The sequence below is a fragment of the Corynebacterium pollutisoli genome (genome assembly GCF_900177745.1).
Taxonomy (GTDB): domain Bacteria; phylum Actinomycetota; class Actinomycetes; order Mycobacteriales; family Mycobacteriaceae; genus Corynebacterium; species Corynebacterium pollutisoli.
Genome location: NZ_FXAR01000006.1, coordinates 87780 through 113858 on the forward strand (window position 1 = coordinate 87780; position 26079 = coordinate 113858).

26 protein-coding genes and 1 tRNA gene are annotated in these 26079 nt (G+C 69.7%); 7 read left to right on the forward strand and 20 right to left on the reverse strand.

Annotated features, from left to right (window positions below; translation table 11 throughout):
• Window positions 1-52: 52 nt before the first annotated feature.
• From B9Y70_RS09075 to B9Y70_RS09115, 9 genes are all read right to left on the reverse strand, one after another.
• A complete protein-coding gene (locus B9Y70_RS09075; RefSeq protein ID WP_085549948.1) occupies window positions 53-1717 on the reverse strand; it encodes a formate--tetrahydrofolate ligase in 1665 nt (554 codons plus the stop codon).
• Window positions 1718-1733: 16 nt separating this feature from the next.
• Complete coding sequence (locus B9Y70_RS09080) at window positions 1734-3044, reverse strand: anaerobic C4-dicarboxylate transporter (protein ID WP_275886737.1); 1311 nt, start codon at window positions 3042-3044, stop codon at window positions 1734-1736.
• Window positions 3045-3145: 101 nt separating this feature from the next.
• Window positions 3146-4645 (reverse strand): aspartate ammonia-lyase, encoded by a 1500-nt coding sequence (aspA, locus tag B9Y70_RS09085; RefSeq protein ID WP_085549949.1) that lies wholly within the window; start codon window positions 4643-4645, stop codon window positions 3146-3148.
• A gap of 164 nt (window positions 4646-4809) precedes the next feature.
• The gene (gene hisG, locus B9Y70_RS09090; protein ID WP_085549950.1) at window positions 4810-5655 is read right to left on the reverse strand and encodes an ATP phosphoribosyltransferase; all 846 of its coding nucleotides are present in this window, start codon (window positions 5653-5655) and stop codon (window positions 4810-4812) included.
• Window positions 5656-5664: 9 nt separating this feature from the next.
• On the reverse strand, window positions 5665-5928 hold the full coding sequence (locus B9Y70_RS09095) for a phosphoribosyl-ATP diphosphatase (RefSeq protein ID WP_040085864.1): 264 nt from the start codon (window positions 5926-5928) through the stop codon (window positions 5665-5667).
• 28 nt (window positions 5929-5956) lie between these two features.
• Window positions 5957-6649: an HAD family hydrolase gene (locus B9Y70_RS09100; protein ID WP_275886738.1), complete on the reverse strand. Its 693-nt coding sequence runs from the start codon at window positions 6647-6649 to the stop codon at window positions 5957-5959.
• Window positions 6650-6653: 4 nt separating this feature from the next.
• The gene (locus B9Y70_RS09105; RefSeq protein ID WP_085550029.1) at window positions 6654-7031 is read right to left on the reverse strand and encodes a hypothetical protein; all 378 of its coding nucleotides are present in this window, start codon (window positions 7029-7031) and stop codon (window positions 6654-6656) included.
• A 24-nt stretch (window positions 7032-7055) separates the two neighbouring features.
• The gene (mshC, locus tag B9Y70_RS09110; protein WP_085549951.1) at window positions 7056-8291 is read right to left on the reverse strand and encodes a cysteine--1-D-myo-inosityl 2-amino-2-deoxy-alpha-D-glucopyranoside ligase; all 1236 of its coding nucleotides are present in this window, start codon (window positions 8289-8291) and stop codon (window positions 7056-7058) included.
• A 16-nt stretch (window positions 8292-8307) separates the two neighbouring features.
• Window positions 8308-9135: an undecaprenyl-diphosphate phosphatase gene (locus B9Y70_RS09115; protein ID WP_085550030.1), complete on the reverse strand. Its 828-nt coding sequence runs from the start codon at window positions 9133-9135 to the stop codon at window positions 8308-8310.
• Window positions 9136-9213: 78 nt separating this feature from the next.
• Between B9Y70_RS09115 and B9Y70_RS09120 the strand changes: the two genes are divergently transcribed.
• From B9Y70_RS09120 to B9Y70_RS09130, 3 genes are read left to right on the forward strand one after another with little or no spacing between them, the layout of a single operon-like run.
• A complete protein-coding gene (locus B9Y70_RS09120) occupies window positions 9214-10119 on the forward strand; it encodes an aldo/keto reductase (RefSeq protein WP_085549952.1) in 906 nt (301 codons plus the stop codon).
• 14 nt (window positions 10120-10133) lie between these two features.
• Window positions 10134-11153 (forward strand): NHL repeat-containing protein, encoded by a 1020-nt coding sequence (locus B9Y70_RS09125; RefSeq protein WP_205410438.1) that lies wholly within the window; start codon window positions 10134-10136, stop codon window positions 11151-11153.
• A gap of 13 nt (window positions 11154-11166) precedes the next feature.
• Window positions 11167-12276 carry a quinone-dependent dihydroorotate dehydrogenase gene (locus B9Y70_RS09130; RefSeq protein ID WP_275886739.1) on the forward strand — a complete coding sequence of 370 codons (1110 nt, stop codon included), beginning with the start codon at window positions 11167-11169 and terminating at the stop codon, window positions 12274-12276.
• 60 nt (window positions 12277-12336) lie between these two features.
• On the opposite strand, the gene B9Y70_RS09135 is transcribed toward B9Y70_RS09130, so the two are convergent.
• Genes B9Y70_RS09135 through B9Y70_RS13150 form a run of 4 tightly spaced genes read right to left on the reverse strand, consistent with a single transcriptional unit; the run spans window position 12337 to window position 16675 of the window.
• Entirely contained in the window at window positions 12337-12735 is a 399-nt protein-coding gene (locus B9Y70_RS09135) for a hypothetical protein (RefSeq protein ID WP_085549954.1), read from the reverse strand.
• A 12-nt stretch (window positions 12736-12747) separates the two neighbouring features.
• Complete coding sequence (locus tag B9Y70_RS09140) at window positions 12748-13284, reverse strand: YbhB/YbcL family Raf kinase inhibitor-like protein (protein ID WP_085549955.1); 537 nt, start codon at window positions 13282-13284, stop codon at window positions 12748-12750.
• A gap of 32 nt (window positions 13285-13316) precedes the next feature.
• Window positions 13317-15089: an ABC transporter ATP-binding protein gene (locus B9Y70_RS09145; protein WP_085549956.1), complete on the reverse strand. Its 1773-nt coding sequence runs from the start codon at window positions 15087-15089 to the stop codon at window positions 13317-13319.
• On the reverse strand, window positions 15086-16675 hold the full coding sequence (locus B9Y70_RS13150) for an ATP-binding cassette domain-containing protein (RefSeq protein WP_159449802.1): 1590 nt from the start codon (window positions 16673-16675) through the stop codon (window positions 15086-15088). The genes B9Y70_RS09145 and B9Y70_RS13150 overlap by 4 nt, the downstream gene beginning before the upstream one ends.
• 134 nt (window positions 16676-16809) lie before the next feature.
• On the opposite strand from B9Y70_RS13150, the gene B9Y70_RS09155 reads away from it, so the two are divergent.
• Window positions 16810-16895: transfer RNA gene (locus B9Y70_RS09155), tRNA-Leu, on the forward strand.
• A 124-nt stretch (window positions 16896-17019) separates the two neighbouring features.
• On the opposite strand, the gene B9Y70_RS09160 is transcribed toward B9Y70_RS09155, so the two are convergent.
• The gene (locus tag B9Y70_RS09160) at window positions 17020-17445 is read right to left on the reverse strand and encodes a cupin domain-containing protein (RefSeq protein WP_085549958.1); all 426 of its coding nucleotides are present in this window, start codon (window positions 17443-17445) and stop codon (window positions 17020-17022) included.
• Window positions 17446-17509: 64 nt separating this feature from the next.
• Between B9Y70_RS09160 and B9Y70_RS09165 the strand changes: the two genes are divergently transcribed.
• Both B9Y70_RS09165 and B9Y70_RS09170 read left to right on the forward strand, forming a co-directional pair.
• The gene (locus B9Y70_RS09165; RefSeq protein WP_085549959.1) at window positions 17510-18211 is read left to right on the forward strand and encodes a TVP38/TMEM64 family protein; all 702 of its coding nucleotides are present in this window, start codon (window positions 17510-17512) and stop codon (window positions 18209-18211) included.
• Window positions 18212-18221: 10 nt separating this feature from the next.
• Window positions 18222-18791 carry a MarR family transcriptional regulator gene (locus tag B9Y70_RS09170; protein ID WP_085550032.1) on the forward strand — a complete coding sequence of 190 codons (570 nt, stop codon included), beginning with the start codon at window positions 18222-18224 and terminating at the stop codon, window positions 18789-18791.
• Window position 18792: 1 nt separating this feature from the next.
• Here B9Y70_RS09170 and B9Y70_RS09175 read toward each other — a convergent pair whose 3' ends face one another.
• The 3 genes from B9Y70_RS09175 to B9Y70_RS09185 are packed head-to-tail and all read right to left on the reverse strand — an operon-like array spanning window position 18793 to window position 21332.
• Window positions 18793-20025 carry an SPFH domain-containing protein gene (locus B9Y70_RS09175; RefSeq protein ID WP_085549960.1) on the reverse strand — a complete coding sequence of 411 codons (1233 nt, stop codon included), beginning with the start codon at window positions 20023-20025 and terminating at the stop codon, window positions 18793-18795.
• 6 nt (window positions 20026-20031) lie between these two features.
• Entirely contained in the window at window positions 20032-20460 is a 429-nt protein-coding gene (locus B9Y70_RS09180) for an NfeD family protein (protein ID WP_143337592.1), read from the reverse strand.
• Window positions 20461-20483: 23 nt separating this feature from the next.
• Window positions 20484-21332, reverse strand: coding sequence for a DUF3097 domain-containing protein (locus B9Y70_RS09185; RefSeq protein WP_085549962.1), 849 nt, complete (start codon window positions 21330-21332; stop codon window positions 20484-20486).
• 33 nt (window positions 21333-21365) lie between these two features.
• Between B9Y70_RS09185 and B9Y70_RS09190 the strand changes: the two genes are divergently transcribed.
• Window positions 21366-22079: a hypothetical protein gene (locus B9Y70_RS09190; protein WP_085549963.1), complete on the forward strand. Its 714-nt coding sequence runs from the start codon at window positions 21366-21368 to the stop codon at window positions 22077-22079.
• Here the strand turns inward: B9Y70_RS09190 and B9Y70_RS09195 are convergent.
• The 3 genes from B9Y70_RS09195 to B9Y70_RS09205 form a co-directional block, all read right to left on the reverse strand.
• Window positions 22046-23116, reverse strand: coding sequence for a ferrochelatase (locus tag B9Y70_RS09195; RefSeq protein WP_085549964.1), 1071 nt, complete (start codon window positions 23114-23116; stop codon window positions 22046-22048). The genes B9Y70_RS09190 and B9Y70_RS09195 overlap by 34 nt on opposite strands.
• A gap of 37 nt (window positions 23117-23153) precedes the next feature.
• On the reverse strand, window positions 23154-25052 hold the full coding sequence (locus B9Y70_RS09200) for a DIP1281 family NlpC/P60 protein (protein WP_085549965.1): 1899 nt from the start codon (window positions 25050-25052) through the stop codon (window positions 23154-23156).
• A 447-nt stretch (window positions 25053-25499) separates the two neighbouring features.
• Window positions 25500-25997, reverse strand: coding sequence for an Rv1476 family membrane protein (locus B9Y70_RS09205; protein ID WP_085549966.1), 498 nt, complete (start codon window positions 25995-25997; stop codon window positions 25500-25502).
• Window positions 25998-26079 lie beyond the last annotated feature (82 nt).

Sequence of the window (26079 nt, forward strand, 5' to 3'; positions counted from 1 at the left end):
TGAGTACTCATGGGGTGTTTGAACACCCCGGAAGTGGCCGAACCGCGGGAGTCTAGAACAGGCCGGAGATCTTTCCGTCGGCGCCGATGTCGATCCCCTCGGCCGCCGGGCGCGCGGGCAGACCCGGCATGGTCATCACCGCGCCGGTGAGCACCACGATGAAGCCGGCACCCGTGCGCGGGATGAGCTCGCGGACGTGCAGGGTATGGCCGGTGGGTGCGCCCAGGGCCGTGGGCTCGTCGCTGAAGGAGTACTGCGTCTTGGAGATGCACACCGGCAGCTCATCCCATCCGTTCTCGCGGAGCACCGCCAGGTCCTTGAGGGCCTTCGGCGCGTACTCGACCTTGTCGGCCCGATAGATCCTCTTGGCCAGGGCCTCGATGGACGCCTCGACGCCGCGGCGGGGGTCGTAGAGGGGGCTGGACCCCTTGCTGAGGTTGTCCAGCACCACCTGCGCGAGCTTCTCCGCGCCGGCACCGCCGCGGGCCCACACCTCGCACTCCTCCAGCGCCACGTGGTAGTCCCTGGCCCACGCCCGCATGAACTCCCGCTCGGCCTCGGTGTCGGAGGTGAAGAGGTTGAGGGCCACGATGGGGGTCGCGCCGAACTGCTGGATGTTCGCCACGTGGCGGGCCAGGTTCTTCACGCCCTCCCGCAGGTGGTCGAGGCTCTCGGTGGTCAGGTCCGTGCGGGCCATCCCGCCGTTGTACTTGAGCGAGCGGATGGTGGCGACGACGACCACGCCCGCCACGTCGAGGCCCCCGTGGCGGGCCTTGATGTCGAAGAACTTCTCCGCGCCGAGGTCGGAGCCGAAACCGGCCTCCGTGAGCACGATGTCCGCATGATCCAGGGCGACGCGGGTGGCGATGAGCGAATTGCAGCCGTGCGCGATGTTGGCGAAGGGCCCACCGTGCACGTACGCCGGGGTGCCGCCGAGGGTCTGCACGAGGTTGGGGTTGATGGCCTCCTTCATGAGCGCGGCCAGCGCGCCCGTGGCCCCGAGGTCGTCGGCGGTGACGGGCGCGCCGTCGAAGGTGAAGGCCACGGTGAGGCGGCCGAGGCGCGCCTTGAGGTCCTCCAGGTCGGAGGCCAGGCAGAGCACGGCCATGATCTCGGAGGCGGCGGTGATGGTGAAGCCGGTCTCGCGCGGGGTGCCGTGGGCCGTGCCGCCGAGGCCGGTGATGACGCCGCGCAGGGAGCGGTCGTTGACGTCGAGGCAGCGCTGCCAGACGATACGGCGGACGTCGATGCCCAGGGCGTTGCCGTGCTGGACGTGGTTGTCCACGATGGCGGCGAGGGTGTTCGTCGCGGCGGCGATGGCGTGGAAGTCGCCGGTGAAGTGGAGGTTGATGTCCTCCATCGGCACGATCTGCGAGTACCCGCCGCCGGCGGCCCCGCCCTTGATGCCCATGACCGGGCCCTGCGAGGGTTCGCGCAGGGCGGCGGCGGCGTTGAGTCCGCGCCGGGTCATGGCGTCGGCCAGACCGATGAGGACGGTGGACTTGCCCTCCCCGGCGGGGGTCGGTGACATGCCGGTCACCAGCACCAGCTTTCCTGCTTCTCGACGCTCAGGCAGCCGCGTGATGTCCACCTTGGCCTTGTGGGGGCCGAAGGTGATGAGGGCTTCCGGAGGGATCCCCGCCCGCAGGGCGATCTCCGTGATGGGTTCGAGCGTGTGGGCCTGGGCGATGGCGACGTCGGTCAGCGGCTGGGTCATGTCTCCAGGCTAAACGTCAGAGGAGGATCGCGCCGAGCCCGTAGGCGAGGAGGACGGACAGGGCGATGTTGACCACGCCCGGGATCATGAAGGGGTGGTCGAAGACGAAGCGTCCGATGCGGGTGGAGCCCGTGTCGTCCATCTCGACGGCGGCGAGCAGCGTCGGGTAGGTCGGGAGGACGAAGAGTGCGGACACGGCCGGGAAGGCGGCGATGGCGGTGAGCGGGGAGACGCCGATGGCCAGCGCGGCCGGCATGAGGGCCTTGGCGGTGGCGGCCTGCGAGTACAGCAGGGCGGCGGCGAAGAAGAGGACCACGGCGAGCAGCCAGGGGCTGGCGCTGAGGACGTCACCGGCGAGGACCTGGATGTCCTCGATGTAGTGGTTGATGATCGTCGTGCCCAGCCAGGCGACGCCGAGGACACAGACGGAGGCGGACATGCCCGAACGGAACACCTGGGTCTTGACGATCTCGTCCGCCGGGATGCGGGTGGCCAGGACGATGACGGCGGCGGCGCCGAGCATGATCGTCATGATGGCCTCGTTGCGCGGCAGGGTCGGATCGGCGATGAGACCCACCTGCTCGGAGATCGCCGTGGCGTAGAGCATGACGCCGACGATGGCGGCGAGGAAGATCCACACCGAGGCCTTCGCGCCGGGGCGCGGCTGCCAGTGGCCCTGGCCCTGCGGGGCACGGACCAGTCCCTTGGCGAGGCGGTCCTGATAGACGGGGTCGTCGAGAAGCTCGCTTCCCATGCGGTTGGTGAGCAGGGCCGTCGGGAAGATCGCCAGGAAGGTGGCGGGGATCATGATCCCCAGGAGCGTGAGGTAGCTGACGCCCAGCGGCTCGAGGATCGAGGCCATGAAGACGACGGCCGCGGAGATCGGCGAGGCGACGATCGCCATCTGCGAGGCAATGACCGCCACCGACAGCGGCCGCGAGGGGCGCACCTTGCCCTCCTTGGCCACCTCGACGATGACGGGCAGCGTGGAGAAGGCGGTGTGGCCGGTGCCGGCGAAGACGGTCATCAGCCAGGTGACCACCGGGGCCCACAGGGTGATCTGGCGGGGGTTGCGGCGCAGGAAGCGCTCGGCCAGGTGGACGAGATAGTCCATGCCGCCGGCGCGCTGCATGGCGGAGATCGCGGCGATGACGCACATGATGATGCCGATGACGTCGAAGGGGATGTCCTCCGCCGTGACGGGCACGCCGGTGAGGCTGAGGAGGAGGACGCCGAGGCCGCCCGCGAAGCCGATCGCGATGGACCCCAGCCGGGCGCCGAGCGTGATGGCACCGAGGACGATGAGGATCTGGAGGGCGAGGATCATAGTGAAAATCTTATGGTCTGACCATGTATGCCACATAGATTCAGACAGCAGAAAACGCCCGTTTGTGTGGAATCACACAAACGGGCGTCCCGCTCACTCCCCTACTGATCCAGGTACAGACGACCCCGGAACTCCGGATGCATGAGGTTCTCCTTGCTCAGGACCCGCTCGAGCGTCTCGGCGTCCATGAGCTCCTTCTCCAGCACGATGTCCTTGACCGAACGACCCGTCTGCGCGGCCTCCCGGGCGACGAGATCGCCGTTGTGGTGCCCGATGAAGGGGTTGAGATAGGTGACGATGCCGATGGAGTTCTCCACGAACGCGCGGCACACCTCCGCGTTCGCGGTGATACCCTCGACGCACTTCTCGCGCAGCGTCACCGCGGCGTTGCCGAGGATGCGGATCGACTGGAACATCGCCTCCGCCATGACCGGCTCCATGACGTTGAGCTGCAGCTGCCCGGCCTCGGCGGCCATGGTGACGGTGAGGTCGTTGCCGAAGACCTTGAAGCACACCTGGTTGACCACCTCGGGGATGACCGGGTTGACCTTGCCCGGCATGATCGACGAACCCGCCTGGCGCGGCGGCAGGTTGATCTCGTTGAGACCGGCGCGCGGGCCGGAGGACAGCAGACGCAGGTCGTTGCAGATCTTCGACAGCTTCATCGCCGCGCGCTTGACCGCCGAGTGGGCGTGGACGTAGGCGCCGGTGTCGGAGGTCGCCTCGATGAGGTCGAGAGCGGACTTGATGTCCAGGCCCGTCACCTCCGCGAGGGTGGCCGTCACCTGGTGGCGGTACCCGGCCGGGGTGTTCACACCGGTGCCGATGGCGGTGGCACCCAGGTTGATCTCGAGGAGGCGGTCCGCGGCATTACGCAGAACGGCCTGCTCCTCGGCGAGGTTGTGGGCGAAGGCGTTGAACTCGTCGCCCAGGGTCATCGGCACGGCGTCCTGCAGCTGGGTGCGGCCCATCTTGAGGATGTCCTGGAACTCCCGGCCCTTCTGCCGGAACGCCTTCTGCAGATCGTCCATGTGCTGGATGAGCGTGGTCAGCGAGGCGTAGAGGCCGAGGCGGAAACCCGTCGGGTAGGCGTCGTTCGTCGACTGCGACATGTTGACGTCGTCGTTGGGGTTGATGACGTCGTAGGAGCCCTTCTCCTCCCCCAGATACTCCAGCGCCAGGTTCGCGATGACCTCGTTGGTGTTCATGTTCACCGAGGTGCCCGCCCCTCCCTGGAAGATGTCGATGGGGAACTGATCCATGCATCGACCCTCGTGGATGATCTGGTCGCAGGCCCACACGATAGCCTCGTGCTTCTGGGCCGGCAGCGTGTGCAGACGACGGTTGGCCATCGCCGCCGCCTTCTTCACCTGCACCATGCCGCGGATGAACTCCGGCACGTGGTTGATGGTCGTGCGCGAGATCTGGAAGTTCTCCATTGCACGCATCGTGTGGATGCCGTAGTAGGCGGTGGCCGGTACCTCCATGTAACCGAGCAGGTCCTCCTCGGTGCGGGTCTTCCGGGCGACGGTGGTCGTCTGCTGAGCTTCGGTGGGCTCAGGGGTGTCGGGGGCTTCGGGAGCCTTGCTGGTGTCGGTCAAGGCGACGTCCTCTCACTGGGTAAGCGGGGTGAATGTAACCAAAAACACTCAAGATTCCATAGTAGCGATTTTGCTTGATGACGCCGTGGGGCCGCCGGCCCCGGATAAGCGACAGGCCCCCGGCCTTCCGTGCGGAAGACCGGGGGCCCGGATGCCTGGGGCAGCTAGATACGCGCGATACGCAGCTCGGAGGCGAGGATGGCCTCGGCGCCCAGCTCGTCGAGCTCGTCCATGACGGAGTTGACGCCCTTGCGCGGCACGAGCGCGCGGACGGCGACCATGTCCTCGCGGGCCAGCGGCGAGACGGTCGGGCCGGACAGACCCGGGGTGACGGCGGAGGCCTTCTCGAGGTTCTCGCGGCCGATGTTGTAGTCGATCATGAGGTAGTTCTGCGCGGTGAGCACGCCCTGGATGCGGCGGAGCACGAGGTTGTGCTCGGCGGTGAGCTCCAGGTCACGGCGGCCGACGATGACTGCCTCGGAGGTCACCAGCGGCTCACCGAAGGGCGCCAGGCCCTGCTTGCGCAGGGTATTGCCCGTGGAGACGATGTCGGCGATGGCGTCGGCCACACCGAGCTTGATGGAGATCTCCACGGCACCGTCGAGGCGGATGACCTCCGCCTCCAGGCCGCGGGCCGCGAGGTCGTTGCGCACCAGGGTCGGGTAGGCCGAGGCGATGCGCTTGCCGGCCAGGTCCTCGACGGTCCAGGTCTCGTCGGCGGGGGCGGCGTAGCGGAAGGTGGACGCACCGAAGCCGAGGGGCAGCAGCTCGTCGACCTCGGCCCCGGAGTCGAGCGCCAGGTCACGGCCGGTGATGCCCATGTCGAGCTTGCCGTTGGCGACGTAGATGGCGATGTCCTTGGGGCGCAGGAAGTAGAACTCGACGTCGTTGTTGCGGTCGAAGACGGCGAGGGCGCGGCTGTCGCCACGGCCCTTGTAACCGGCCTCCTTGAGGATTTCCACGGCGGCCTCGGAGAGGGAGCCCTTGTTGGGCACGGCGATCTTGATCATGCTGAGCTCCTAGAGGTTCTTGTAGATGTCGTCGGGGGTCAGCCCGCGGGCGACCATCATGACCTGGGTCCAGTAGATGAGCTGGCTCATCTCCTCGGCCAGTTCCTCATCGGACTGGTACTCGGCGGCGATCCAGACCTCCCCGGCCTCCTCGATGATCTTCTTGCCGATATGGTGCACGCCCTTGTCGAGGGCTTCCACCGTTCCCGAGCCCTCGGGGCGGGAAGCGGCACGATCGGTGAGTTCGGCAAACAGGGAGTCAAAGTTCTTCACGAGGGAGCATTATTCCATGCCACCCCGGTTACCGCTTCAGTTGGTGGAACCAGTCCATCACCGTGTCGGCGTCGGCGCCGACGAAATCGTTGCGACCGTGGAGGGATTCCAGCGTGACGACGCCCTCCGGGACGACGGTGTCGGAGTACCAGGGCAGACCGATGACACGGCACCCGGCGGTCACCGCGGCGGTCATGCCGGTGAAGGAGTCCTCGAACACGAGGCAGTCCGCCGGGTCCGCCCCGACGATCTCCGCGGCGCGCAGGTACATGTCCGGGGCGGGCTTCGGGCGGGGGACCTCGTCGCCGGTCACCGAGTCGGAGAAGTACCGCGTGCCGACGGCCCCGATGGAGATGTCCGCCAGGGTCCGCTCGGTGTTGGTGGTCACCAGCATGGGCAGGTCGAGCCCCGACAGATCGTCGAGGAGCTCGGTGATACCCGGATTCGGTGCCAACGACGACCGCATGAGCTCGGCCATCCGCTCGTTCATGAACGCGCGGAAGCGCGGATGATCGTCCTCGGTGACGTCGATCCCCGCGTGGGTCGCGCACACCCGGACGGTGTGGCGGAAGCTGCCGCCGATCGTGGTCTCCCGCAGTTCGGGGGTGAGGCGGCGGCCCATGAGCTCACTGAGCTCGTAGGTGAACTGCTCCCACAGGGGCTCGGTGTCGACGAGGGTGCCGTCCATGTCCCAGAAGATGGCGGCGGGGGTGGTGGTCACGGAGTTAATCGATCTCCGGCAGCTCTGCGAGAGCCTCGTCGTCCGCGCCGGTGGCGGCGGAGGCGTCATGGATCAGCTCGTTGAGTTCGGCGGTCTCCTCCGGCTCGAGGATCGCGTCGTCGTGCTTCGCGTTGAAGGCCTCGAGCTCGTCGACGGCCGCCTGGACGACCTTGACCAGCTCCTCGGCCGGCGGGTCGCTGAGCAGATCGAGGGTGTCGAGGAGGTTCTCGAGGATCGTCTTCAGGTCCGGCAGGACGGCCGGATCGAAGGGCTGGTCCCAGAACTCCCTCTCGTCCTCCTTGAGGTAGCTGCCGGTGGCGAACTCGGTCAGGTCTGCGATGAACTCGTCGACGTTGGACTGGAAATCCCTGCGGATGCTCATGTCGGTCATTGTCCCCGAAAACTCTCAGACCTGCACGCCCAGCAGGGCATCCAGGGCGTCGCGCACCAGTTCACAGGCCCCGTCCTCGGTCTCACCGCGGGCCGCCCCCGCCCACGTGTCGACGACCGCGAGGGCCCCCGGCGTGTCCAGATCCGCAGCCAGATGGGTGCGCAGCTCCTGCACGAGCGCCTGCGCGGCGGCCAGGGAGCCGGCCTGGCGGCAGGCGGCCCGCCACGTGACCAGACGGGCCTCGGCGTCGGCGAGGATCTGCTCCGACCAGTCGCGGTCCGCGCGGTAGTGGGAGGCGAAGATCCCGAGGCGGATGGCGTCGGGCTCGTGCCCCGCCGCGGTGAGTTTGTGCACGAAGACGAGGTTGCCCAGGGACTTGCTCATCTTCACCCCGTCGAGGCCGATCATGCCGGCGTGGACGTAGTGGCCGGCCATGCGGTCGACGTCCAGCGCGGCCTCGGCGTGCGCCGCGGAGAACTCGTGGTGCGGGAAGATGAGGTCACTGCCGCCGCCCTGGATGGTGAACGACGCCCCCAGGCGGTTCGTGGCGATGGCGGAGCACTCGATGTGCCAGCCCGGCCGCCCCGGCCCCCAGGGTGAATCCCAGGCGGGCTCGCCCTCCCGGTGGGCACGCCAGACGAGCGCGTCGAGCGGGTCACGCTTGCCGACGCGGTCCGGGTCCCCGCCGCGCTCGGCGAAGAACTCCTCCATGGTCGCGCGGTCGTAGTTGGACTCGTAGCCGAAGTTCTCCGTCGCCGCGATGGAGGCGTAGATGTCCGGGTGCTCGGCGTCGTCGACGATGTAGGCGGCGCCGGCGTCGAGAAGCTTCCCGACGAGCTCGACGACCTCGTCGACGGACTCGACGGCACCGATGTAGTCGCGCGGCGGGATGACGCGCAGGGCCTCCATGTCGGAGCGGAAGAGGTCGATCTGCCCGGAGCCCAGCTCGCGCCAGTCGACGCCGTCGCGCTCGGCGCGCTCGAACAGCGGATCATCGACGTCGGTGATGTTCTGCACGTAGTGGACGTCGAGCCCCTGGTCGAGCAGGAGGCGGTGGATTAGGTCGAAGGTCAGGTAGGTGGCCGCATGGCCCAGGTGGGTGGAGTCGTACGGCGTGATGCCGCAGACGTACATGCCGGCCGTGTCGGAGGCCTCGACGGGACGGACCGTGCCGTCGGCGGTGTCGTGGAGGGCGAGCGGGACGGACGGGCCGTCGACACGCGGGATGTCAGGATGGGGCCATGAACGCATGTCAACAACCTTAGCCCTAGACCGGCTGGAGCACGCCGAAGGCCAGCAGCGCCATCACGGCCAGGCCCACCGGGATGCGGTACGCGGCGAACCAGGCGAAGGAGTGGTGGGCGACGAACTTGAGCAGCCACGCGATGGAGAGGTAGCCCAGCACGAAGGTGATGAGCGTGCCGACTCCCAGCTGCAGCGCCGAGGCGGCCTGACCGGCCTGGGGGGCGAAGGCGTCGGGCAGCGAGAACAGGCCGGAGGCCAGGACCGCCGGGATCGCCAGCAGGAATGAGAACCGGGTCGCGACCTCACGGTCGAGGTTCATGAACAGACCCGCCGAGACGGTGCCGCCGGAACGGGAGACACCCGGGATGAGCGCCAGGCACTGCGCGAAGCCCATGATGACGGCGTCCTTCATGTTGAGCTCCTCGAAGGAACGCTGCTTCTTTCCGAACTTCTCCGCGAAGATGAACACGAAGGAGAACAGCACGAGCACCGTCGCGGTGATCCACAGGTTGCGGGCACCCTCGCGGATGATGTCCTTGCCGAAGAAGCCGATGACCGCCACCGGCAGGGTGCCCACGATGACCATCCAGCCCATGCGGTAGTCGAAACCGCGGGCCTCGGCGTTGAAGAGCCCCCGGAACCAGCCGGTGAGGATCTGCCAGATCTCCTTGGCGAAGAACACCAGCACCGCCAGCTCCGTGCCCAGCTGGACGACGGCGGTGAAGGAGGCGCCCGCGTCGGCCCCGAAGAACAGCTCGGACACGATGCGCAGATGGCCGGAGGAGCTGACGGGCAGGAACTCGGTCAGGCCCTGCACGATCGACAGCACGACGACCTGCAGCCAGGACATCTGTTCGGTGGCCGCTTGCGCGGAAGCCAGGATGGTCACGTCATTCACCCGGACCACGCTACTACTACTGTGGACGGGGTGAAACAGCGATTGGTGGGTGCAAGCGGACTGCGTGTCTCGGACCTCGGTCTGGGGACGGGGACCTGGGGTGTCGGCACCGACGCCGCGGAGGCGCAGGTCATGCTGCGGATGTTCCGGGACGCCGGCGGCACGCTCGTCGACTCCTCCCCCGCCTACAACGGCGGCCGCGCCCAGGAGGTCCTCGCGGCGGTGCTCGCCGACGCCGCGGTGCCCCGCCACGAGATCGTCCTCTCCTCCTCCGCCGGCGTGGTGCCGGACTCGCCCGTCGGCCGCCGCGTCGACTGCTCCCGCCGGGCGCTCATGCACCAGCTCGACGAGACCCTCCGCGTGCTGGGCACCGACCACCTCGACCTGTGGTCGGTCGGTTACTGGGATGAGCGCACGCCCCCGGCGGAGGTCCTCGACACCCTCGACTGGGCCGTGCGCACCGGCCGCACCCGCTACGCCGGGGTGCGCGACTACGCGGGCTGGCAGCTGGCGGTGACGGCCTCCCCGCGGGTCGTCGCCACGCAGCACGAGTACTCCCTGCTCGCCCGCGGCATCGAGGAGGAGCTCGTCCCCGCCGCCCGCCACCTGGGGGTGGGGGTCATCGCCGCCGCTCCCCTGGCGCAGGGTGTCCTCACCGGGCGTTACCGCAGCGGGCAGGCCACCGGGGTGCGCGCTGAGGTGCACGCCCGCCTGGGGTACAAGGCCCACACCGTCGTCGACGCGCTGACCACCGCGGCGGAGGGGCTGGACATCTCCCCCGCCGTCGTCGCCCTGGCCTGGGCCCGCGACCGGGCGGGGGTGGCATCGGCCGTGGTCGGGGCGTCGCACCGGGGGCAGCTGCGCGAGCTGCTCACCGTGGCGGACACCGCTCTGCCCCGGGCCATCGTCAAGGCACTGGATGATGTGTCGCGCTGATAGGCTCATTAAGCGTGAAAGCCGGACGTGTGACAGCCCTGGCGGCCCTGACCGCCTCCTCCCTCCTCCTCGTGGCCTGCAACGCGGGCCCGACCAACCCGGAGGTCCCCGACCTCGGTAATGCGGAGCCGGAGGCGTCCCCCGCCTCCACCTCCCCCGCGGGTCGGGTCATCGACGTCGCCTCCGAGGTGAGCGACATGGAGGCCGCCGGCGACATCCTCGGCCTCCGCTCCGGCGGCACCCTCACCCTGGGCACGCTCGACGCGTTCGGGTCCGGGGACACCACCGAGGTCACCGTCCCCGAGGCGTGCGCGGACCTCACCGCCTCCGCCGACACCTTCGTCCTCGCCTGCGGCGACGAGGTGCTTCTTGTCGACGCCGCGTCGGGCGACATTGACACCCGCTCCGTCGCGGACACCCACGCCGCCCCCGCTGCCTCCGCGGTGCTCACCTCCAGCGGCGAGCTCGTCGTCGGATCCGCGGACGACGACCGCGTGGTGGTCTTCGCCGACGGTCAGGAGCAGGACTCCATCACCGTCGCCGGCATGACCACCCAGCTGCTGGCCGTCCCGGTGGACGGGGCCGATGACGCCGTCGTGCGCACCAACCACGAGAACACCACCATCCAGGACGTCCACTGGCGCGACGGCAAGCAGGGCGGCACCCTGCGCGTGGGCCTCGGCATCGGCCAGGCCGCCGCCGGGGAGGACGGGATCGTCCTCGCCTCCGACAACCGCGGCGGCCAGCTCGCCGTGTACACCGCCGACAGCGTCGTGCGCCTCCACCAGACCGTCCCCGTCGCCGGCAGCCCCTGGGCCGTGGCCTGGGATCCCGAGCGGGACGTCGCGTGGGTGACCACCACCGCCGACAACCGGCTCCGCGCCTTCGACCTGTCGACCGGCGTGCCGGAGGAGGTGGGGGCCGTCGACACCGTCGCCGACGCCCGCAACATCCTCGTGCTCGCCGACGGCACCCTCGTCGTCGCCTCCGCCACCGGTGAGGGCCTGCAGGTCATCACCGACCCCGAGATCTAAGGAAGGACCACCCGTGTCCCTGCGTCGCAACGCCTACCAGCTGGCCCTCAAGGGCATGTTCACCCTGCGCCCGGAACGCATCCACGGCCTCATCGCCGGGGGTCTCGGGGTGCTCCAGTCCGCCGGCCCCGTCAACCGCCTGCTGGGCAGGGTCGTGCCCGTCACCGACCCCGTCCTCTCCCAGGAGGTCTTCGGCGTGACGTTCCCGCGTCCGCTGGGTCTGGCCGCCGGCTTCGACAAGAACGCCTCCGCCGCCGACACCTGGACCGCCCTCGGCTTCGGCTACTCCGAGCTGGGCACCGTCACCGCCTGCCCGCAGCCGGGCAACCCCACCCCGCGCCTGTTCCGCCTGCCCGCGGACAAGGCGATCCTCAACCGCATGGGCTTCAACAACGAGGGGGCGGCCGCCGCCGCGGAGAACCTGCGCCGCCGGAAGTCGGACGACGTCATCGGCATCAACATCGGCAAGACCAAGGTCGTGCCGGCGGAGGAGGCCGTCGACGACTACCGCCGTTCCGCCTCTCTGCTCGGTGACCTCGCCGACTACCTGGTGGTCAACGTCTCCTCCCCCAACACTCCGGGCCTGCGCGACCTGCAGGCCGTGGAGTCCCTGCGCCCCATCCTCGCGGCCGTCCAGGAGTCCACCTCCACCCCGGTGCTGGTGAAGATCGCCCCGGACCTCTCCGACGAGGACGTCGACGCCGTCGCCGACCTGGCCCTCGACCTGGGCCTGGCGGGCATCGTCGCCACGAACACCACCATCTCCCGCGAGGGCCTGACCACCCCGGCCTCCGAGGTGGCGGCCATGGGTGCCGGCGGCATCTCCGGCCCGCCCGTCGCCGACCGTGCCCTCGAGGTGCTGCGCCGCCTCCACGCCCGGGTGGGTGACCGGCTGGTGCTCATCTCTGTGGGCGGCATCTCCACCCCGGAGCAGGCGTGGGAGCGCATCACCTCCGGTGCCACCCTCCTGCAGGGCTACACCGGCTTCATCTACGGCGGCCCGGACTGGATCCGCGACATCCACCGCGGCATCGCCGACCAGATCCACCGCCACGGCCTGGACGGTATCACCGAGGCCGTCGGCTCCGGCCTGCCGTGGCTGGCCAACCCGGCGCACAGCTGACCCGGACATGCCGACACCCTCGATCCCCGGGCGGGATCGAGGGTGTCGGCGTTGTGGCCCCTAGGACTTCGGGATGAGCGAGCGGCGGATGATGAGCGCACACAGGAACGCGAACGCGGCGTACATGGCCAGCCAGTACTGCGCCATGAGCGTCAGCGGCTCATTGGGGATGAAGCGGGAGAAGATGACGATCGCCACCGCCACCGCCAGAGCGATCACCTGGGTGCGGCTCGACGCCTGATCGGTGCGGATCGTGGCGAACGCGCCGAGGATGATCGCGGCAACCAGGATGACCAGGAAGCGCGGGGTCACCGGGAACGGCGCCATCCAGCCGTCGGCGAAGACGGACACGACGGCGAAGATGGCCAGGGCGAGGGCGAGCGCCATGAAGGCGCCACCCACGCGCAGGGCCAGGGGCACCCGGAAAGTCTGCTCGGGGCGGGAGTTCTTGTGGCTCATAGCCTGAAGAGCCTACTTGTTCTCGTACCAGCCCCACAGGATGGCACGGCCGAGGGAGTGGAAATAAAGGTTGAAGCCGAGAACGGTGGCGGTGGAGTCCGGGTCGATGTCGAGCTTCTCGACGTCCACCGCGTGCACCGCGAACAGGTAACGGTGCGGCCCGTGGCCCTCCGGCGGGTTCGCGCCGTAGTAGGCCTTCATGCCGGCGTCGTTGGCGAGGGTGACCGCCCCGACGCCGAGGTCCTCGGTCTTGCCGGCGCCGGAGGGCAGTTCCTTCGTGTCCACCGGGATGTTGAAAACGGACCAGTGCCAGTAGCCGGAGGCGGTCGGGGCGTCCGGGTCGAAGCAGGTGACCGCGAGGGACCTGGTGCCCTCCGGCAGATCGGACCAGGACAGCTGCGGGGAGACGTTGAGCGGCGCGCACTGGTCGGCGGCGAGCTGGTCACCGTTCTGCAGGTCATGGGAGGTGAGGGTGAAGGAGGGCAGATCCTTTAGCGGGGCGTAGGGATCGGGGCCGGGGAAACGGGAGTCGTCTGCGTAGTTGCTCATACTCCCGTTGTACCTGAGATGTCTCTCACATGTCAGCGCTTCCACCGTTCGTGGAGGGTGGCGTAGCGGCCGGCGGCGTCGAGAAGCTCGGCGTGGGTGCCGGCCTCGACGATCCGGCCGCCGTCCATGACGAGGATCCGGTCGGCGACCATCGCCTGATCGAGGCGGTGGGCCACGATGAGGCTGGTGCGGCCCCGGGCTGCGGCGGTGGCGGCCTGCTCGAGGGCGCGGGCGTCGTCGCTGCCCGCCTCGGAGGTGGCCTCGTCCATGATGAGCACCGGCGGGTCACGCAGGATGACCCGGGCGAGGGCCACCTGCTGGGCGACCTCCGGCGGCAGGGAGTCCGTGCCCGCCCCGACCGGCGTGTCGAGGCCGGCGGGCAGGTGCCGGGCCCAGGCGGCGGAGCCGGGGGCGAGTCCGGTGGCGGCGAGGGCGTCGACAAGCAGCAAGTCGGGGGCGTCGGGGGCGGCCATCCGCAGATCCTCGCGCAACGGACCGGAGAACAGGTGCACGTCCTGGGTGAGGAGGGTGACCTGGCGGGTGGTCCAGGCGTCGTCGACCGTGGCGGTGTCGACGCCGTCGATGAGGATGCGGCCCGACTCGGGACGCTGCAGCCCGGCCAGCAGGCCGGCGAGGGTCGATTTGCCGGCCCCCGAGGCACCCACCAGGGCGGTCGTGCTGCCGGCGGGCAGGGTGACGGTGATGTCCGGGAGGATGACCGCGCCGCCGGGATAGGAGAAGCGCAGGTGCTCGATCCGGATCTCCGGGGGCGCGTCGAGGTCCGCGGGGATGTCGCGGGTGTCGTGCGGCGCGAGGCGGGCCAGGGCGACGGCGCGGCCCAGCGAGGTGCCGGCCTCCTGGATGTCGCCGGCGAGGAAGAGCAGGTTGAAAACGTGCCCCTCGAGGCGGACGACGAGCACCATCGCGGCGGTGGCGGCACCGACGGTGATGTCCCCGCGGGTCACCAGCCACGTCCCCAGGCCGAGGGTGGTGGCCAGCAGCGTGACGTAGGCGATGTTGCCGTAGCCGAGGAGGTGGACGAACAGCGGTGCGCGGTCGGCGCGGGCCTGCACGGCGTCCCAGGAGGCGCGACGGGTGCGTTCCAGGGCCCAGGGGCCCAGGCGCAGCGCGCGCAGCGTCGGCAGGCTGCGGACGGTGTCGAGCAGCACCGCGTTACGACGCGCCTCCGCCGTGGCCACGATGTTCGCCGCCTGTGGCATCCGGGGCAGCACGAGGCGCAGCAGCGGGAAGACCACGCCCAGCGTGAGGGCCAGGGCGATGACGAACTCCCAGTGGATGAGCACCAGCGCCACCAGCGTCACCGGGAACATGAGGATGGTGACCGCCAGGCGGATGCCCGTCGCCGACATCATCCGCACCACGGTGTCGATGTCCTGCGTGATACGCGTGATGACGTTGCCCGTGCCCAGCTCGAGGACATCCGGAACCGGGGCCCGCAGCACCGACCCCAGGGCCTGGCGACGCAGGTCCACCGACATCATCCGCGTCCGGGCGGTGAGCAACCATCCACCGGCGGCCCGGGCGGCCGTCTCCACGAGCAGCGCGGCGGCCACCAAGACGAGCAGCCACACGAAGGTGTCCAGAGGCCCGTCGGCGAGGTCCACCGCCCGGCCCAGCAGCGTGGCGGACACGGTCATCGCGGCGACGGCGACCGTGAACACCAGCGTCGTGCCCATGAGCCAGCCGCGCCCCGGGCTCGTGGGCAGGCCCCGGAGGGTCTCCACCGACTCCCGGACCGTGGCCGGGGCGAGCACATCCTCCCGGTCGCTTCTCTCCCGGCTCATGACAGCTCCTCCACCCGGTCCGCGACGGCCCGCCAGGCGGACGATGTGGTGACCACCACCGTCGTGCGCCCGCGGCGAAGACGGGCCACGTTCTGCGCCACGACGTCGAGGGTGACGGCGTCGAGGCCGGTCGTCGGCTCGTCGAGGATGAGCACCTCCGGGTCGCGGACCAGCCAGCGGGCGAGTGCCACCCGCTGCCGCTGCCCGCCGGACAGGTTGAGCCCGGCCTCCCCGATCGGCGAGTCCGGCAGCGTGTCGCCGTCCATCCCGCCGAGGCGGGTGATGATGTCCCCGCACGCCGCCGCGGACAACGCCGCCTGCACGTGCTCCGGATCCGCCTGCCCGAGCGGGTCGATGTTGTCCGCCAGCGTGCCCTCGAAGACCGACGCCGTGTGCGGGGCGACGACGACCTCCGGATCCTGTCGGCCGGCCAGTCCGGTGAGGCGACGGTGGATATCCTCCACCCCGGTGGCGCTCGTCGCCGACCAGACGCTAAGGCCCGTCGGGGGAAGCGGTGCCCCGTCCGCGGTCGTCGACGGACGGCCCAGGTCGGCGACCAGATCCCGGATACGCCCCGTCGAGACCAGCCCCCGCGACCAGTAGTCCACCGCGAAACTCAGCGAGTACCCCAGGTACATCAGCGCCGGCGGCACCATGAGCGACACCGTCACCAGATCCGCCGTCCCGATCGTCCCGCGCCGCATCATGAGCGCCGCCACCACGACGATCCCCACGACGCACAGCGTCGGCACCAGCTGCCGCACCAGGGTCAGCCAGCCCGTCAGCCGGGCTTCCACCAGCATGATGCGCAGGGCGCGGCCGGTCACGGCGTCGAAACGCGCGGCGGACGCCTCGACCGCACCGAGGCCCTTGACTACCCGCGAACCCTGCGCCAGGTCCGTCGCCAGGGACATCGCCGTCCCCTCCGCTTCTCGACGCCGCGCCGCCACCCGCGCCAGCGGCCCCGCCGTCGCGAAGGTCGTCAGCGTCGTCAGGATCCCCGCCAGCACCAGAAGCCAACCCAGCAGCGGATGCGAGAACCCCACTGCCACCGCCGACCCCAGCAGGTAGGCCACCATCATCACCGGCCAGTTGAGGATCTCCTTGAGCTCCCCCGCCTGATACGAGTCCCCGTCGACGGTGTTGAGCACCTGTCCCGGCGTCAGTTCCGTCGGCTCCGCCGCCAGCAAACGCTCCGTCAACGACAGGCGCACCGAATGCACCGTGCGTGCCGACGTCAGGTCCGTCAACGCGTCACCCGTCGACTCCGCCACCCACGACGCCAGGGCCACCCCCACGATGACCAGCACCGTGACCGCCGCGACCGGCAGCGACGCCGACTCGAACGCCCGCGCCCCTCCCTGGGCCACCACCACCGAGATGAGCACCGCCGCAGCCATGCCCAGCACCGTCATTAGCAGCAGCACCGCGACCGCCCGCCCGTGGACACCCATCAGACGCACCGTGCCACGACGTCGCGACGCCCACTCCTCGGGCCTCACCTGCGGATCCTGGGCGGGAATCCGGGCCGGGACGAACCACGACCACGTGGGCATCCGCCACGGCGGCTCATACGTGCGTTTCATAGTGCTGAAAAAGCTACCACTTACACGCTTGTAACTAGCGTTGACATGCGGATTTGTGTCTTTCATGGAAGTACGGCTACAGTAATGCAGGTGCCCAGCCGAGAGGGTGAGCACAGAAAAGAGAATGACACCCGGCCCGGGTGGCGGAATGGCAGACGCGCTAGCTTGAGGTGCTAGTGTCCTATTAACGGACGTGGGGGTTCAAGTCCCCCTCCGGGCACAAATGAAAATCCCGGTCACTTGCGAGTGACCGGGATTTTTCGCGTCACAAGGCGATCGCCGGTACGTTCTCCCGATTCCGGGGCCGGACATCCGGAGAACGTACCGGCGAACGCCCGACGAGCCTAGTGCTGCTCGTTCGGATCGTTGTCCGCGTCGTCCTTGGTCTCGTGGTAGGTGCCCGCGACGTGGTCCGGGGCGGCGTAGATCGAGTAGAGCTTGACGGTCTCGGTGCCCTCGTTGACGAAGTTGTGCCACTTGCCGGCGGGCACGAAGACGGCGAAGTCGTCCTCGACCTCCTGGTCGATGTCGAGCTTGTCCTCGCTGTCACCGATCATGATGCGGCCCTTGCCGGCCTCGAGGCGCAGGAACTGGTCGTGGTCGTCGTGGACCTCGGCGCCGATCTCGCCTCCGGCCGGGATGGCCATGACGGTCATCTGGAGGTACTGGCCGGTCCACAGGGTGTCGCGGAACGCCTCGTTCTCCTTGGTCACATCCTCGATGTCGAGGACGTAGGGGTTGGGTCCGTGGTCGGTGCGCAGGTCTGCCATAATCTCTCCTTTGTTGATTGGCGTACGCCTCCCCAGTGTAGACGCGGGCGTAGACTGGCCCCTTGTGAATCGGTTCGGGCAGTTCGTCGTGGGTCTCGTCCGCGACGCCGCCGCAGCCGTCGCCGGCTGGTCGTGGCAGCGGCGTATCGCCGTGGCGCTCGCGCTGGCCGGTTTCCTGGCCGTCACGCTGCTAGTCGACGTCCCCGCCGTCTCCACCCTGCGCTCCTGGGCGGAGGCGTCCGGGCCGTGGTTCCCGGTGCTGTTCTGGGTGGGCTACGTGGTGGTGACGCAGTTCCCGGTCCCCCGGACGATCCTCACGCTGTCCAGCGGGGTGCTCCTCGGCCCGTGGGTGGGGATCCTCGTGGCATTGTCCGCCACGACGGTGGCGGCCGCGCTGAGCCTGTCGGTGGTGCGGGGGCTGCTCGGCGAGTGGATGGCCCCGCGGTTGCGGCACCCGGCCGTGGCGGGCATCAATGCGCGCCTCGAGCAGCGGGGCTGGCTGGCGGTGACGAGCCTGCGCATGATCGCGGGCGTACCGTTCTCGGTCATGAACTACGCCGCTGCGCTGACCAGCGTGCCGCTGGGCATGTTCACGATGGCCACGCTCGTGGGTTCGGCACCCGGGACGGTGGTGACGGTCGTCCTGGGTGACGCCTTGACCGGGGACGTCGACCCGGTCGTCGTGACGCTCACCGTCGGGCTGGCCGTCCTCGGACTGGCGGGACTCGCCGTGGACCACCGCCTTCCGGTCAAGCCTGTGCCGTAGACTCATGGCCATGCTGGCTATTCATGCCCGGTACCGGGGTCGCGAGGTACGTCGTGCGCAACTGGTGCGCCGCTCCGCCGAGGCGCTGTCCACCCTCGACGGCGTCGGCGAGTTCGAGATCCTCGGGGTGGAGGACATCTGCGCGGTCGTCGACTCCCCCGAGTCCCTGTGCGACACCGTCATGGCACTGCTCTCCGACGGCAGCTGGGCCATCGGCCTGGGGATCTCCCCGGACACCACCGACGAGGACGAGGCCCGCGCCACCGCCACCGGCGCACTCAAGGGCTCAGCGCGCGCCGGGGTGGTCAAGGTGGCCTACGCCCCGCGGCGCAACGCCCCCATCGCCGGCGACATCGCGGCGGCCTTCGCGCTTCTCGGTCACGTGCTGGGCAAGCGCACCCTCGAAGGCCGGGAGGCCACGTCGCTGGTGCGCTCGGGTCTGAATCAGAATGAGGCCGCCGAGGAGCTGGGCATCTCCAAGCAGGCGATGTCCCAGCGCCTTCAGGCGGCGGGGTGGCAGGCCGAGACCGCCGGCTGGCAGCTGGCGGTCAATCTGCTGGCCCGGGCGGACGAGGGCTGACTCAGCGCTCCGGGGTCTCCTCGACCTCCGGCTCGCGCTGCTCCCCGAAGTCGAAGGTCGGGGCAGGCGGGGTGCTCTCGATCTCGCGCTGCCCCTGCGACGGCGCGGCCGCCTTCTGGGCCTTGATCTCGTGCGGCTCCGGGTCGACGGGCTTGTTGGCCACTGCGGTGGCGGCGGCGACGGCCGCGGCGATCTCCGGGTCGGTGGCGGTGTTGAACCACTCGTCGGTGTCCTCGGTGCCGGCCATCTGGCGGGTCTCGTCGTCGACGAGCGAGGGCTCGTAGCGGAAGACACCCTCGTCGTCCTTCTTGGCGAAGGCGCGGGCGAACTGCTCGAGGGAGTCACCGAACTGGGAGGGGATCATCCACATGGTGGACGCCTGGCCTTCGGCGAGCTTCGGCAGCTTCTCCAGGTACTGGTAGGCCAGCACCTCCGGGGTGACCTTGGAGGACTTGATGGCGGCGTTGACCTTCTGGATGGCCTGCGCCTCACCCTGCGCCTGCAGGAAGCGGGCGGCGCGCTCACCCTCGGCCTTGAGGATCATGCCCTGGCGCTCGGCCTCGGCCTGCAGGATGGCGGCGTGCTTCTCACCCTCGGCGGAGAGGATGCGGGCCTGCTTCTCACCCTCGGCGGTCTTGATGTCGGACTCGCGGCGGCCCTCGGCGGTGAGGATCATGGCGCGCTTCTCGCGGTCCGCCTTCATCTGCATCTCCATGGACTGCTGGATGGACGGCGGCGGGTCGATCGCCTTGAGCTCGACGCGGCTGATGCGCAGGCCCCACTTGGAGGTGGCGGCGTCCAGCTCACCGCGCAGGCGGCGGTTGATGGTCTCACGGGAGGTGAGGGTCTCCTCCAGGGTCATGCCGCCGACGACGTCACGGAGGGTGGCCACGGAGATCTGCTCGACGCCGACGATGTAGTTGTCGACGCCGTAGATGGCCTTGGCCGGGTCGTTGATCTGGAAGGTGACCACGATGTCGATGGCGACGGTCAGGTTGTCCTGGGTGATGACGGCCTGCGGCGGGAAGGACACGACGCGCTCACGGGTGTCCACCCGGGCGCGGATGCGGTCGATGAAGGGCACCAGGAGGGTGAGCCCGCCGGCGACGGTGCGGGTGTAGCTGCCGAGGCGTTCGATGACGGCGGCCTCACCCTGCGGGATGAGCGCGATCGATTTGATGACGACGACAGCGACGAAAATGAGGAGAACTATGAGGAGTATGAGTCCGGCCATGGGCTTCTAGGATTCCTTCCAGACGACTGCGGTGGCGCCGTCGATGCTGATCACGGACACGCGCTCACCTTCGGCGAACGTGTGGGTGGGGTCGAGGGAGCGGGCGGACCAGATCGATCCGTCGAGGCGGACCTGCCCGCCGTGCCCCTCGATCGGGGCGAGCACCACCGCGGTGGAGCCGACGAGGGCCTGGGGTGAGGTGTCCAGCGTCTTCGGGGCCGCCAGGCGACGCCGCAGGAAGGGCTTGAGAAACACCAGCAGGCCGAGGGCGGAGATGGCGAAGGCCACCACCGAACCCCACAGGGGAGCCCCGGCCAGGGACACGCCCGCGGCGGCCAGTGCGGCGCCGGCGAGCATGAGCAGGGTGAACTCGCCCACGGCCAGCTCGAGGCCGGCGAGGACGAGTGCTGCGATGAACCAGACTATTGCTCCCACGTAACCCAACGTACCAACGGCGGCTACATCAGGTCGGCCTTGGACAGCTCGGGCGTGGTGACGAAATCGACGAGCCGTTCCACCGCGCCGATGAGGGTGGAGTCGAGATCACGGAAGCTGGACACCGCCGAGTAGACGCGGTTCCAGCCCTCACGCGGGTCCGACCAGCCGAGGCGGCGGCACACTCCGGTCTTCCAGTCCTCCCCGTAGGGCACGTCCGGCCAGGCGCGGATGCCCACGGCCTGCGGCTTCACCGCCGCCCAGATGTCGATGTACGGGTGGCCGGTGACCAGCACGTGCTCCCCCACCGTCTGCGTCATGCGGGTCTCCTTGGAGCTCTCGACGAGGTGGTCGGCGAGCACGCCGACGCGCCGCCCCTTCCCGGGACCGAACTCGGCGAGGCGGGACTCCAGGTTGTCCAGGCCCTCGAGGTACTCGACGACGACGCCCTCGACGCGCAGGTCGTGGCCCCACACCTTCTCGACGATCGCCGCGTCGTGCACGCCCTCCACCCAGATGCGCGACGGGGCGGCGACCTTCGCCTCGATGTTCTCGACCCGGCGGGAGCCGGAGTTGGAACGGCGGGTGACGGGCTGCTTCGGCGGCAGATGACGGACGAGGGTGACGGGCCGGCCGTCGATGAGGAATCCGCCGGTGACCAGCTGGAACAGACGCTTGACACCGCGGCGGTCCTCGAGGCGGACGAACTCGCCGTCGTAGGTGCGTTCCCAGCCGACGACCGCACCGACATAGTCCTCGCCGCGGACTTCGACGACCAGGCCCGGCTCGGCCGGGACCTTCGGGTACTCGCGCGGACGGGAACGGGCGTGTCCGGAGAGGATGTCACCGGAGTAGGGGTCGTGGAAGCTCATGGCGGACCACCTTATCGGCTAGACTGCCCCGCCATGGATATCCGCGCCGAGGTCTGGTCACCGCTGCAGAACACCGCCGTCTGGCTCGGCGCCTGGCTCCACGGGCTCGAGGCCACGGACAACCTCGTCGACGCGCTGGCCGATCTCGGCTCCGACGGGCTCGTCGAGGTCCTCGGCGACATCCGTCGCTCCGTGCTTCTCGACGCCCCCTCCCCCGCCGTCCGGCTCATCCTGGCCGGTCCCGGCGAGGCACCCGCCCTGCCGGCGGGTGGTGAGGCGGCGCGGGCGGCGTCGAGAAGCGGGCAGGCGCTGGTGCTCGGCGAGACGCATGTGCTCGTCCCCGACGAGGAGGGCTGCTGGGAGTGGTTCGTGGAGGAGGAACCGCTGCCGGCCCCGGCGTGGCTCAGTCCCGGCGAGGCCGATGAGCTGCTCACCCGCGCGACGAATGAGGCGGCGCGGCTGGTCACGGCCTCGGGCTACCGCACCGACGCCCTCGAGGCGCCGCGCCTCACGGTGGGCACCCTGGCGGACTTCTACGACACTCCCGGGCTGCCCGCCGCGGTGCCCCCGCGCGCGGCGAAGCTCTTCGCCCGCGCCGACCGGGTGGCGGCGATCATCGAGACGGTGAAGACCCGGATGGGCGACCACAGCATCGACCCGCATCTGCTGGGCCTGTGGCGCCACATCCGGGCCGCGCGGATGGCCGGGGTGGCCTACGCGGTGCGGGAGTTCGGGCGGCTGACCTGACAGCAGCCCGGGCGGCAGGCCTCGCCGTCGACGGTGCAGCCCTGGACGGTGACCTCACCGAGGGAGGCCGGCGGGTCGTTCTCCACGAGCTCGTCGATGATGTCGACGACCATGCCCGCGAAATCCTGCTCCGGGCCGGCGGTGCGGGTTCGCTCGACGTGGACGTCGAGGTCGCGGGCGGCGTCGACAAGCTCGGTGTCGAGGTCCCAGATGACCTCCATGTGATCGGAGATGAAACCCACCGGGCTGACGACCACCGCCCGCACGCCCTCCTCCGCCAGCGCCGTGGTGTGGTCGACGATGTCCGGCTCCAGCCACGGGGTCCGCGGGTTGCCGGAACGGGACTGCCACACGACGTCGTACTCGGCCACTCCGGCGGCCTCGGCGATGAGGCGGGAGGCCTCCGCGACCTGGCGCGAGTAGAGGTGGGAGTCCTCGGGGCCGCCGGCGGCCTCGTCGGCGGCGGTGGGCACGGAATGGGCGGTGAACAGCACGCGGGTCGCGTCACGACGCTCCGCCGGGACCTTGTCCAGGGACTCCCGCAGCGCGTCCGCCATGATCCGGACGAACGTCGGGTGATCGTAGAACTGACGCAACTTGGTGAACTCGATCGGCTCCACCCCCTTGTCCTCCAGGTGGGCGATGATCCGGCGGATGTCCTCGTTGTACTGCAGGCACGCCGAGTACCCGCCCCAGGCCGAGGTGGCGAAGACCAGTGCCCGGCGCACCCCGTCGCGGGACATCTGCTCGGCCGTGTCCTCCCCGAAGGGGTGCCAGTTGCGGTTACCGAAGTACACCGGCAGGTCCCGGCCGCGCTCCGCCAGCTCGGACTCCAGGTTGGCGATGATCTCCCGGTTGAGCCGGTTGAGCGGGCTCACCCCGCCGAAGTGGAAGTAGTGCTCGCCGACCTGCACGAGGCGCTCACGCGGGATGCCGCGGCCGCGGGTGACGTTCTCCAGAAAGGGGACGACCTCCTCGTCCCCTTCGGGGCCGCCGAAGGAGAGGACGAGGAGGGCGTCGAAATTCAGTTCAGTCATGAGACTGAGCCTATCAACCTTAAGGTTGAGAACAGTATTAGATGAGGCGCACGGCGTGGGGGGACATGCCCGACCAGCGGACCGGGGAGATCTTCACCGTGGAACCGGAGTTCGGGGCCTCGATCATCGTGCCGTCACCCAGGTAGATCGCCACGTGGTGGCTGCCACCCGGGCCGTAGAAGATGAGGTCGCCGCGCTGCATCTGGCTCGGATCGATCTTGGTGCCGTGGTTGTACTGGTAACCGGTGTAGTGCGGCAGGCCGATGCCGGCGCCGGCGAAGGCGTAGAGCACCAGGCCGGAGCAGTCGAAACCGATCTTGTTGAAGTCACCGAACGAGTCCGCCACACCGCCGTCACGGATGCCGCGGGTCGGGCCGTTCGCGTTGCCGCCGCCCCACGCGTAGGGCACGCCGATCTGCGACTGCGCACGGGCGATGACCGCCTCGATCTGGGCCTCACGGTCACCGATCGCCGCGACCTGCTCGGCCGCCTGCTCCGTGACGTCCTCGATGGTCTCGAGCACCGGACCGGTGGACAGCTCCTCCCCGATGACCGGCTCGGGCTCCGGTTCGACCTCGGGGATCTCGGGGACGACCGGGGTGGCCGGCTCCTCGGTCTCCTCGGTCTCCTCGACCACCTCAACCTCTGCCACCTCCGGCTCCGGCTCAGTGACCGGGCCCGGGTTCTGGACGGCCGCGATCGGGGCCGGATCGGACTCCTCGTCGGTGACCGACGGGTACGGGTTGTCCAGGGTGGTGTGGTCCGGCTGGGAGGCGGCGATGATCGCGGCGGCCGCGGCCACGGCGGCGGCGGTGGCGGCATCGCGGAAGGCCTCGGCCTCCGCCTCCCGGGCGGCCCGCTCTGCGGCCTCCTGCTCGGCGCGCTCCTGGGCTTCGCGACGCTCGGTCGCCTCCGCCTCCGCCTGACGGGCAGCCTCGCGGGCGGCCTCGGCGGCCTCCTCCGCTTCCCGACGCTCGCGCTCGTCGGCCTCAGCCTCGGCTGCGGCCTGGGCCGCTGCCTCCGCTTCAGCGGCCTCGCGGGCGGCCTGCTCAGCGGCCTCGCGGGCGGCGTCCGCCGCAGCGGACTCCTCCTCGGCGACACGCCGGGCCTCCGCAGCCTCGGCTGCATCGGCAGCGGCGGCATCCTCGGCGGCCTTGCGGGCCGCGTCGGCCTCCCGGTACTCCTGGGCGTCCTGGAGCTCGGCGTTACCGGTGGCGATCTCGTCGCGGGCGGCGTCCAGCTGGGCCTGCGCGGCGTCGCGCTCGGCAGCCAGACGGTCGCGCTCGACGGTGAGCTCCCCGATCCGGGAGTTGTTCGTCTCGATGGCGGCGCGCGCCTCGGCCTCGCGGCCCAGGGCGCGGGCCTCGCGCGCCTCGGCGACGTTGCGCAGGTGGCGCAGTTCGGACTCGCGGTTGGCCTGCTCCGTGCGGAGCTGGTCGAGCTCCTCGATCGCGGCGCGCTGCTTCTCGGCGTTGGTGCGCAGGTAGGTCTGGCGGTCGAGGGAGTCGTTGGAGGCCTCCTCACCGGCCAGCGTGGCGACGGCGGTCGGCGTGGCGGTGCGGCGGTAGGCGGCGCGGGAGATCTCGTCGAGGCGGGCCTGGGCCTCCTCAATCTTCTCCTGGGTCTCGTCGAGCTGGGCGCGGGCGATGATGACCGCCTGGCGGGCCTGCTCGGCGGTGGCCTGGGCGTCGTGCAGGTCGACGAGCGCCTTGTTGACCTCCTCGTGGAGGCCACCGATCTCCAGGGCGAGACGGTCCATCTCGGCCTGGGTGCGGGTGACGTCGTTGACCAGGCCGGCGGCCGCGGACTCGGTCGTGGGGTTCGCCTCGGGGGTCGCCGAGACGACGGCCGGGGTGACGGCCGTCAGCGTTGCCGCGCACAGCGCGGTGGCGATCACCGTGCGCAGACGTGCGCGGGTCAGGGTGGTCGGGGCCACGTGTTCTCCTCACGTACCCGCGACATCAAGTTGGCAGCCTTGACGAGGCGGGTGCCGAATCGATGGATCATCGGTGTGGGCACACGGGTATCCAGACCCCTCGTCATTGTGCGGTGACCCTTCGCGCCTGGCGTGCTTCCCCACATGCCCGTGCGATGACGATGACGATCCTTCTGATCGTGACACCTGCTCCTGCCGGAGGTTTCCGTCGACCCGTGAGCCGATAAGGGCACCATAGAACACGGGCGACCCTCGTGACCCATCGTTTACCAAACTTCACACGAGTAAAGCCTGACCACATGACTCACTCGGCACCAGTGACCTGCAGAATGACGAAACGGTAACAACAGTGTGATCTTGGTCACTAAATGCGCACGGCGGGCCAATGCAGCCCCATCGCTCCATAACGATGAGGCTACAGTTTCGCTACCAAAAGTTACCTGGAGATCAAGCCCTCAGGCTGGATCGTCCGCGGACGGCCCAGGCCGTCGCCCCGCCGACCGCGGCGAGTGTCACGGCGATGAGCACCAGGGCCAGCGGCCAGTTCACCGACCAACCGTTGACGTCGTCGATGAACCCGAACACTCCCCCGACGATGTCCGGGTTCCCCAGGAACGGGTACTGCGCCGCCTCGATCGCGCCCCGCGAGTGGACGTCACTGACGACCGCCCCCGACTCCGGCGCCCGCACGATGACCGTGTCCACGTCGGCCCCGAGGAGGAGATCCTGCGCCACGTCCCGCAGATCGGGCGTGTGCGGAGGTGTGTGCTCTAAAACGACGACGCCCAGCGAGCCGAAGCCGGACTGCTCGGCGTGGGAGACGGCGTCGAGAAGCCCGGGTTCGAGGGAACTGACCTGCTCGACGGGCATGAAGGAGCCGAAGGCGACGGAGTCCTCCGCGAGCTGGCGGGAGAGGTCGTCGATGTCGACGCCGTCAGGAATCATGGGGGTCGGCCTCCGGGATTGGGGATCTGCAAACTCGCGGACACCGTCATTTCTAACGTGTGCGGGTGTGGCGGGGGTGGCG

Bases quoted from the DNA above. Each gene is read 5' to 3' on its own strand.
- B9Y70_RS09075 (WP_085549948.1), bottom strand. From the start codon at position 1,717: ATGACCCAGCCGCTGACCGACGTCGCCATCGCCCAGGCCCACACGCTC.
- B9Y70_RS09080 (WP_275886737.1), bottom strand. From the start codon at position 3,044: ATGATCCTCGCCCTCCAGATCCTCATCGTCCTCGGTGCCATCACGCTC.
- hisG (WP_085549950.1), bottom strand. From the start codon at position 5,655: ATGATCAAGATCGCCGTGCCCAACAAGGGCTCCCTCTCCGAGGCCGCC.
- B9Y70_RS09105 (WP_085550029.1), bottom strand. From the start codon at position 7,031: ATGAGCATCCGCAGGGATTTCCAGTCCAACGTCGACGAGTTCATCGCA.
- mshC (WP_085549951.1), bottom strand. From the start codon at position 8,291: ATGCGTTCATGGCCCCATCCTGACATCCCGCGTGTCGACGGCCCGTCC.
- B9Y70_RS09115 (WP_085550030.1), bottom strand. From the start codon at position 9,135: ATGTCCTGGCTGCAGGTCGTCGTGCTGTCGATCGTGCAGGGCCTGACC.
- B9Y70_RS09135 (WP_085549954.1), bottom strand. From the start codon at position 12,735: ATGAGCCACAAGAACTCCCGCCCCGAGCAGACTTTCCGGGTGCCCCTG.
- B9Y70_RS09140 (WP_085549955.1), bottom strand. From the start codon at position 13,284: ATGAGCAACTACGCAGACGACTCCCGTTTCCCCGGCCCCGATCCCTAC.
- B9Y70_RS09145 (WP_085549956.1), bottom strand. From the start codon at position 15,089: ATGAGCCGGGAGAGAAGCGACCGGGAGGATGTGCTCGCCCCGGCCACG.
- B9Y70_RS13150 (WP_159449802.1), bottom strand. From the start codon at position 16,675: ATGAAACGCACGTATGAGCCGCCGTGGCGGATGCCCACGTGGTCGTGG.
- B9Y70_RS09160 (WP_085549958.1), bottom strand. From the start codon at position 17,445: ATGGCAGACCTGCGCACCGACCACGGACCCAACCCCTACGTCCTCGAC.
- B9Y70_RS09170 (WP_085550032.1), top strand. From the start codon at position 18,222: ATGCTGGCTATTCATGCCCGGTACCGGGGTCGCGAGGTACGTCGTGCG.
- B9Y70_RS09175 (WP_085549960.1), bottom strand. From the start codon at position 20,025: ATGGCCGGACTCATACTCCTCATAGTTCTCCTCATTTTCGTCGCTGTC.
- B9Y70_RS09185 (WP_085549962.1), bottom strand. From the start codon at position 21,332: ATGAGCTTCCACGACCCCTACTCCGGTGACATCCTCTCCGGACACGCC.
- B9Y70_RS09190 (WP_085549963.1), top strand. From the start codon at position 21,366: ATGGATATCCGCGCCGAGGTCTGGTCACCGCTGCAGAACACCGCCGTC.
- B9Y70_RS09195 (WP_085549964.1), bottom strand. From the start codon at position 23,116: ATGACTGAACTGAATTTCGACGCCCTCCTCGTCCTCTCCTTCGGCGGC.
- B9Y70_RS09205 (WP_085549966.1), bottom strand. From the start codon at position 25,997: ATGATTCCTGACGGCGTCGACATCGACGACCTCTCCCGCCAGCTCGCG.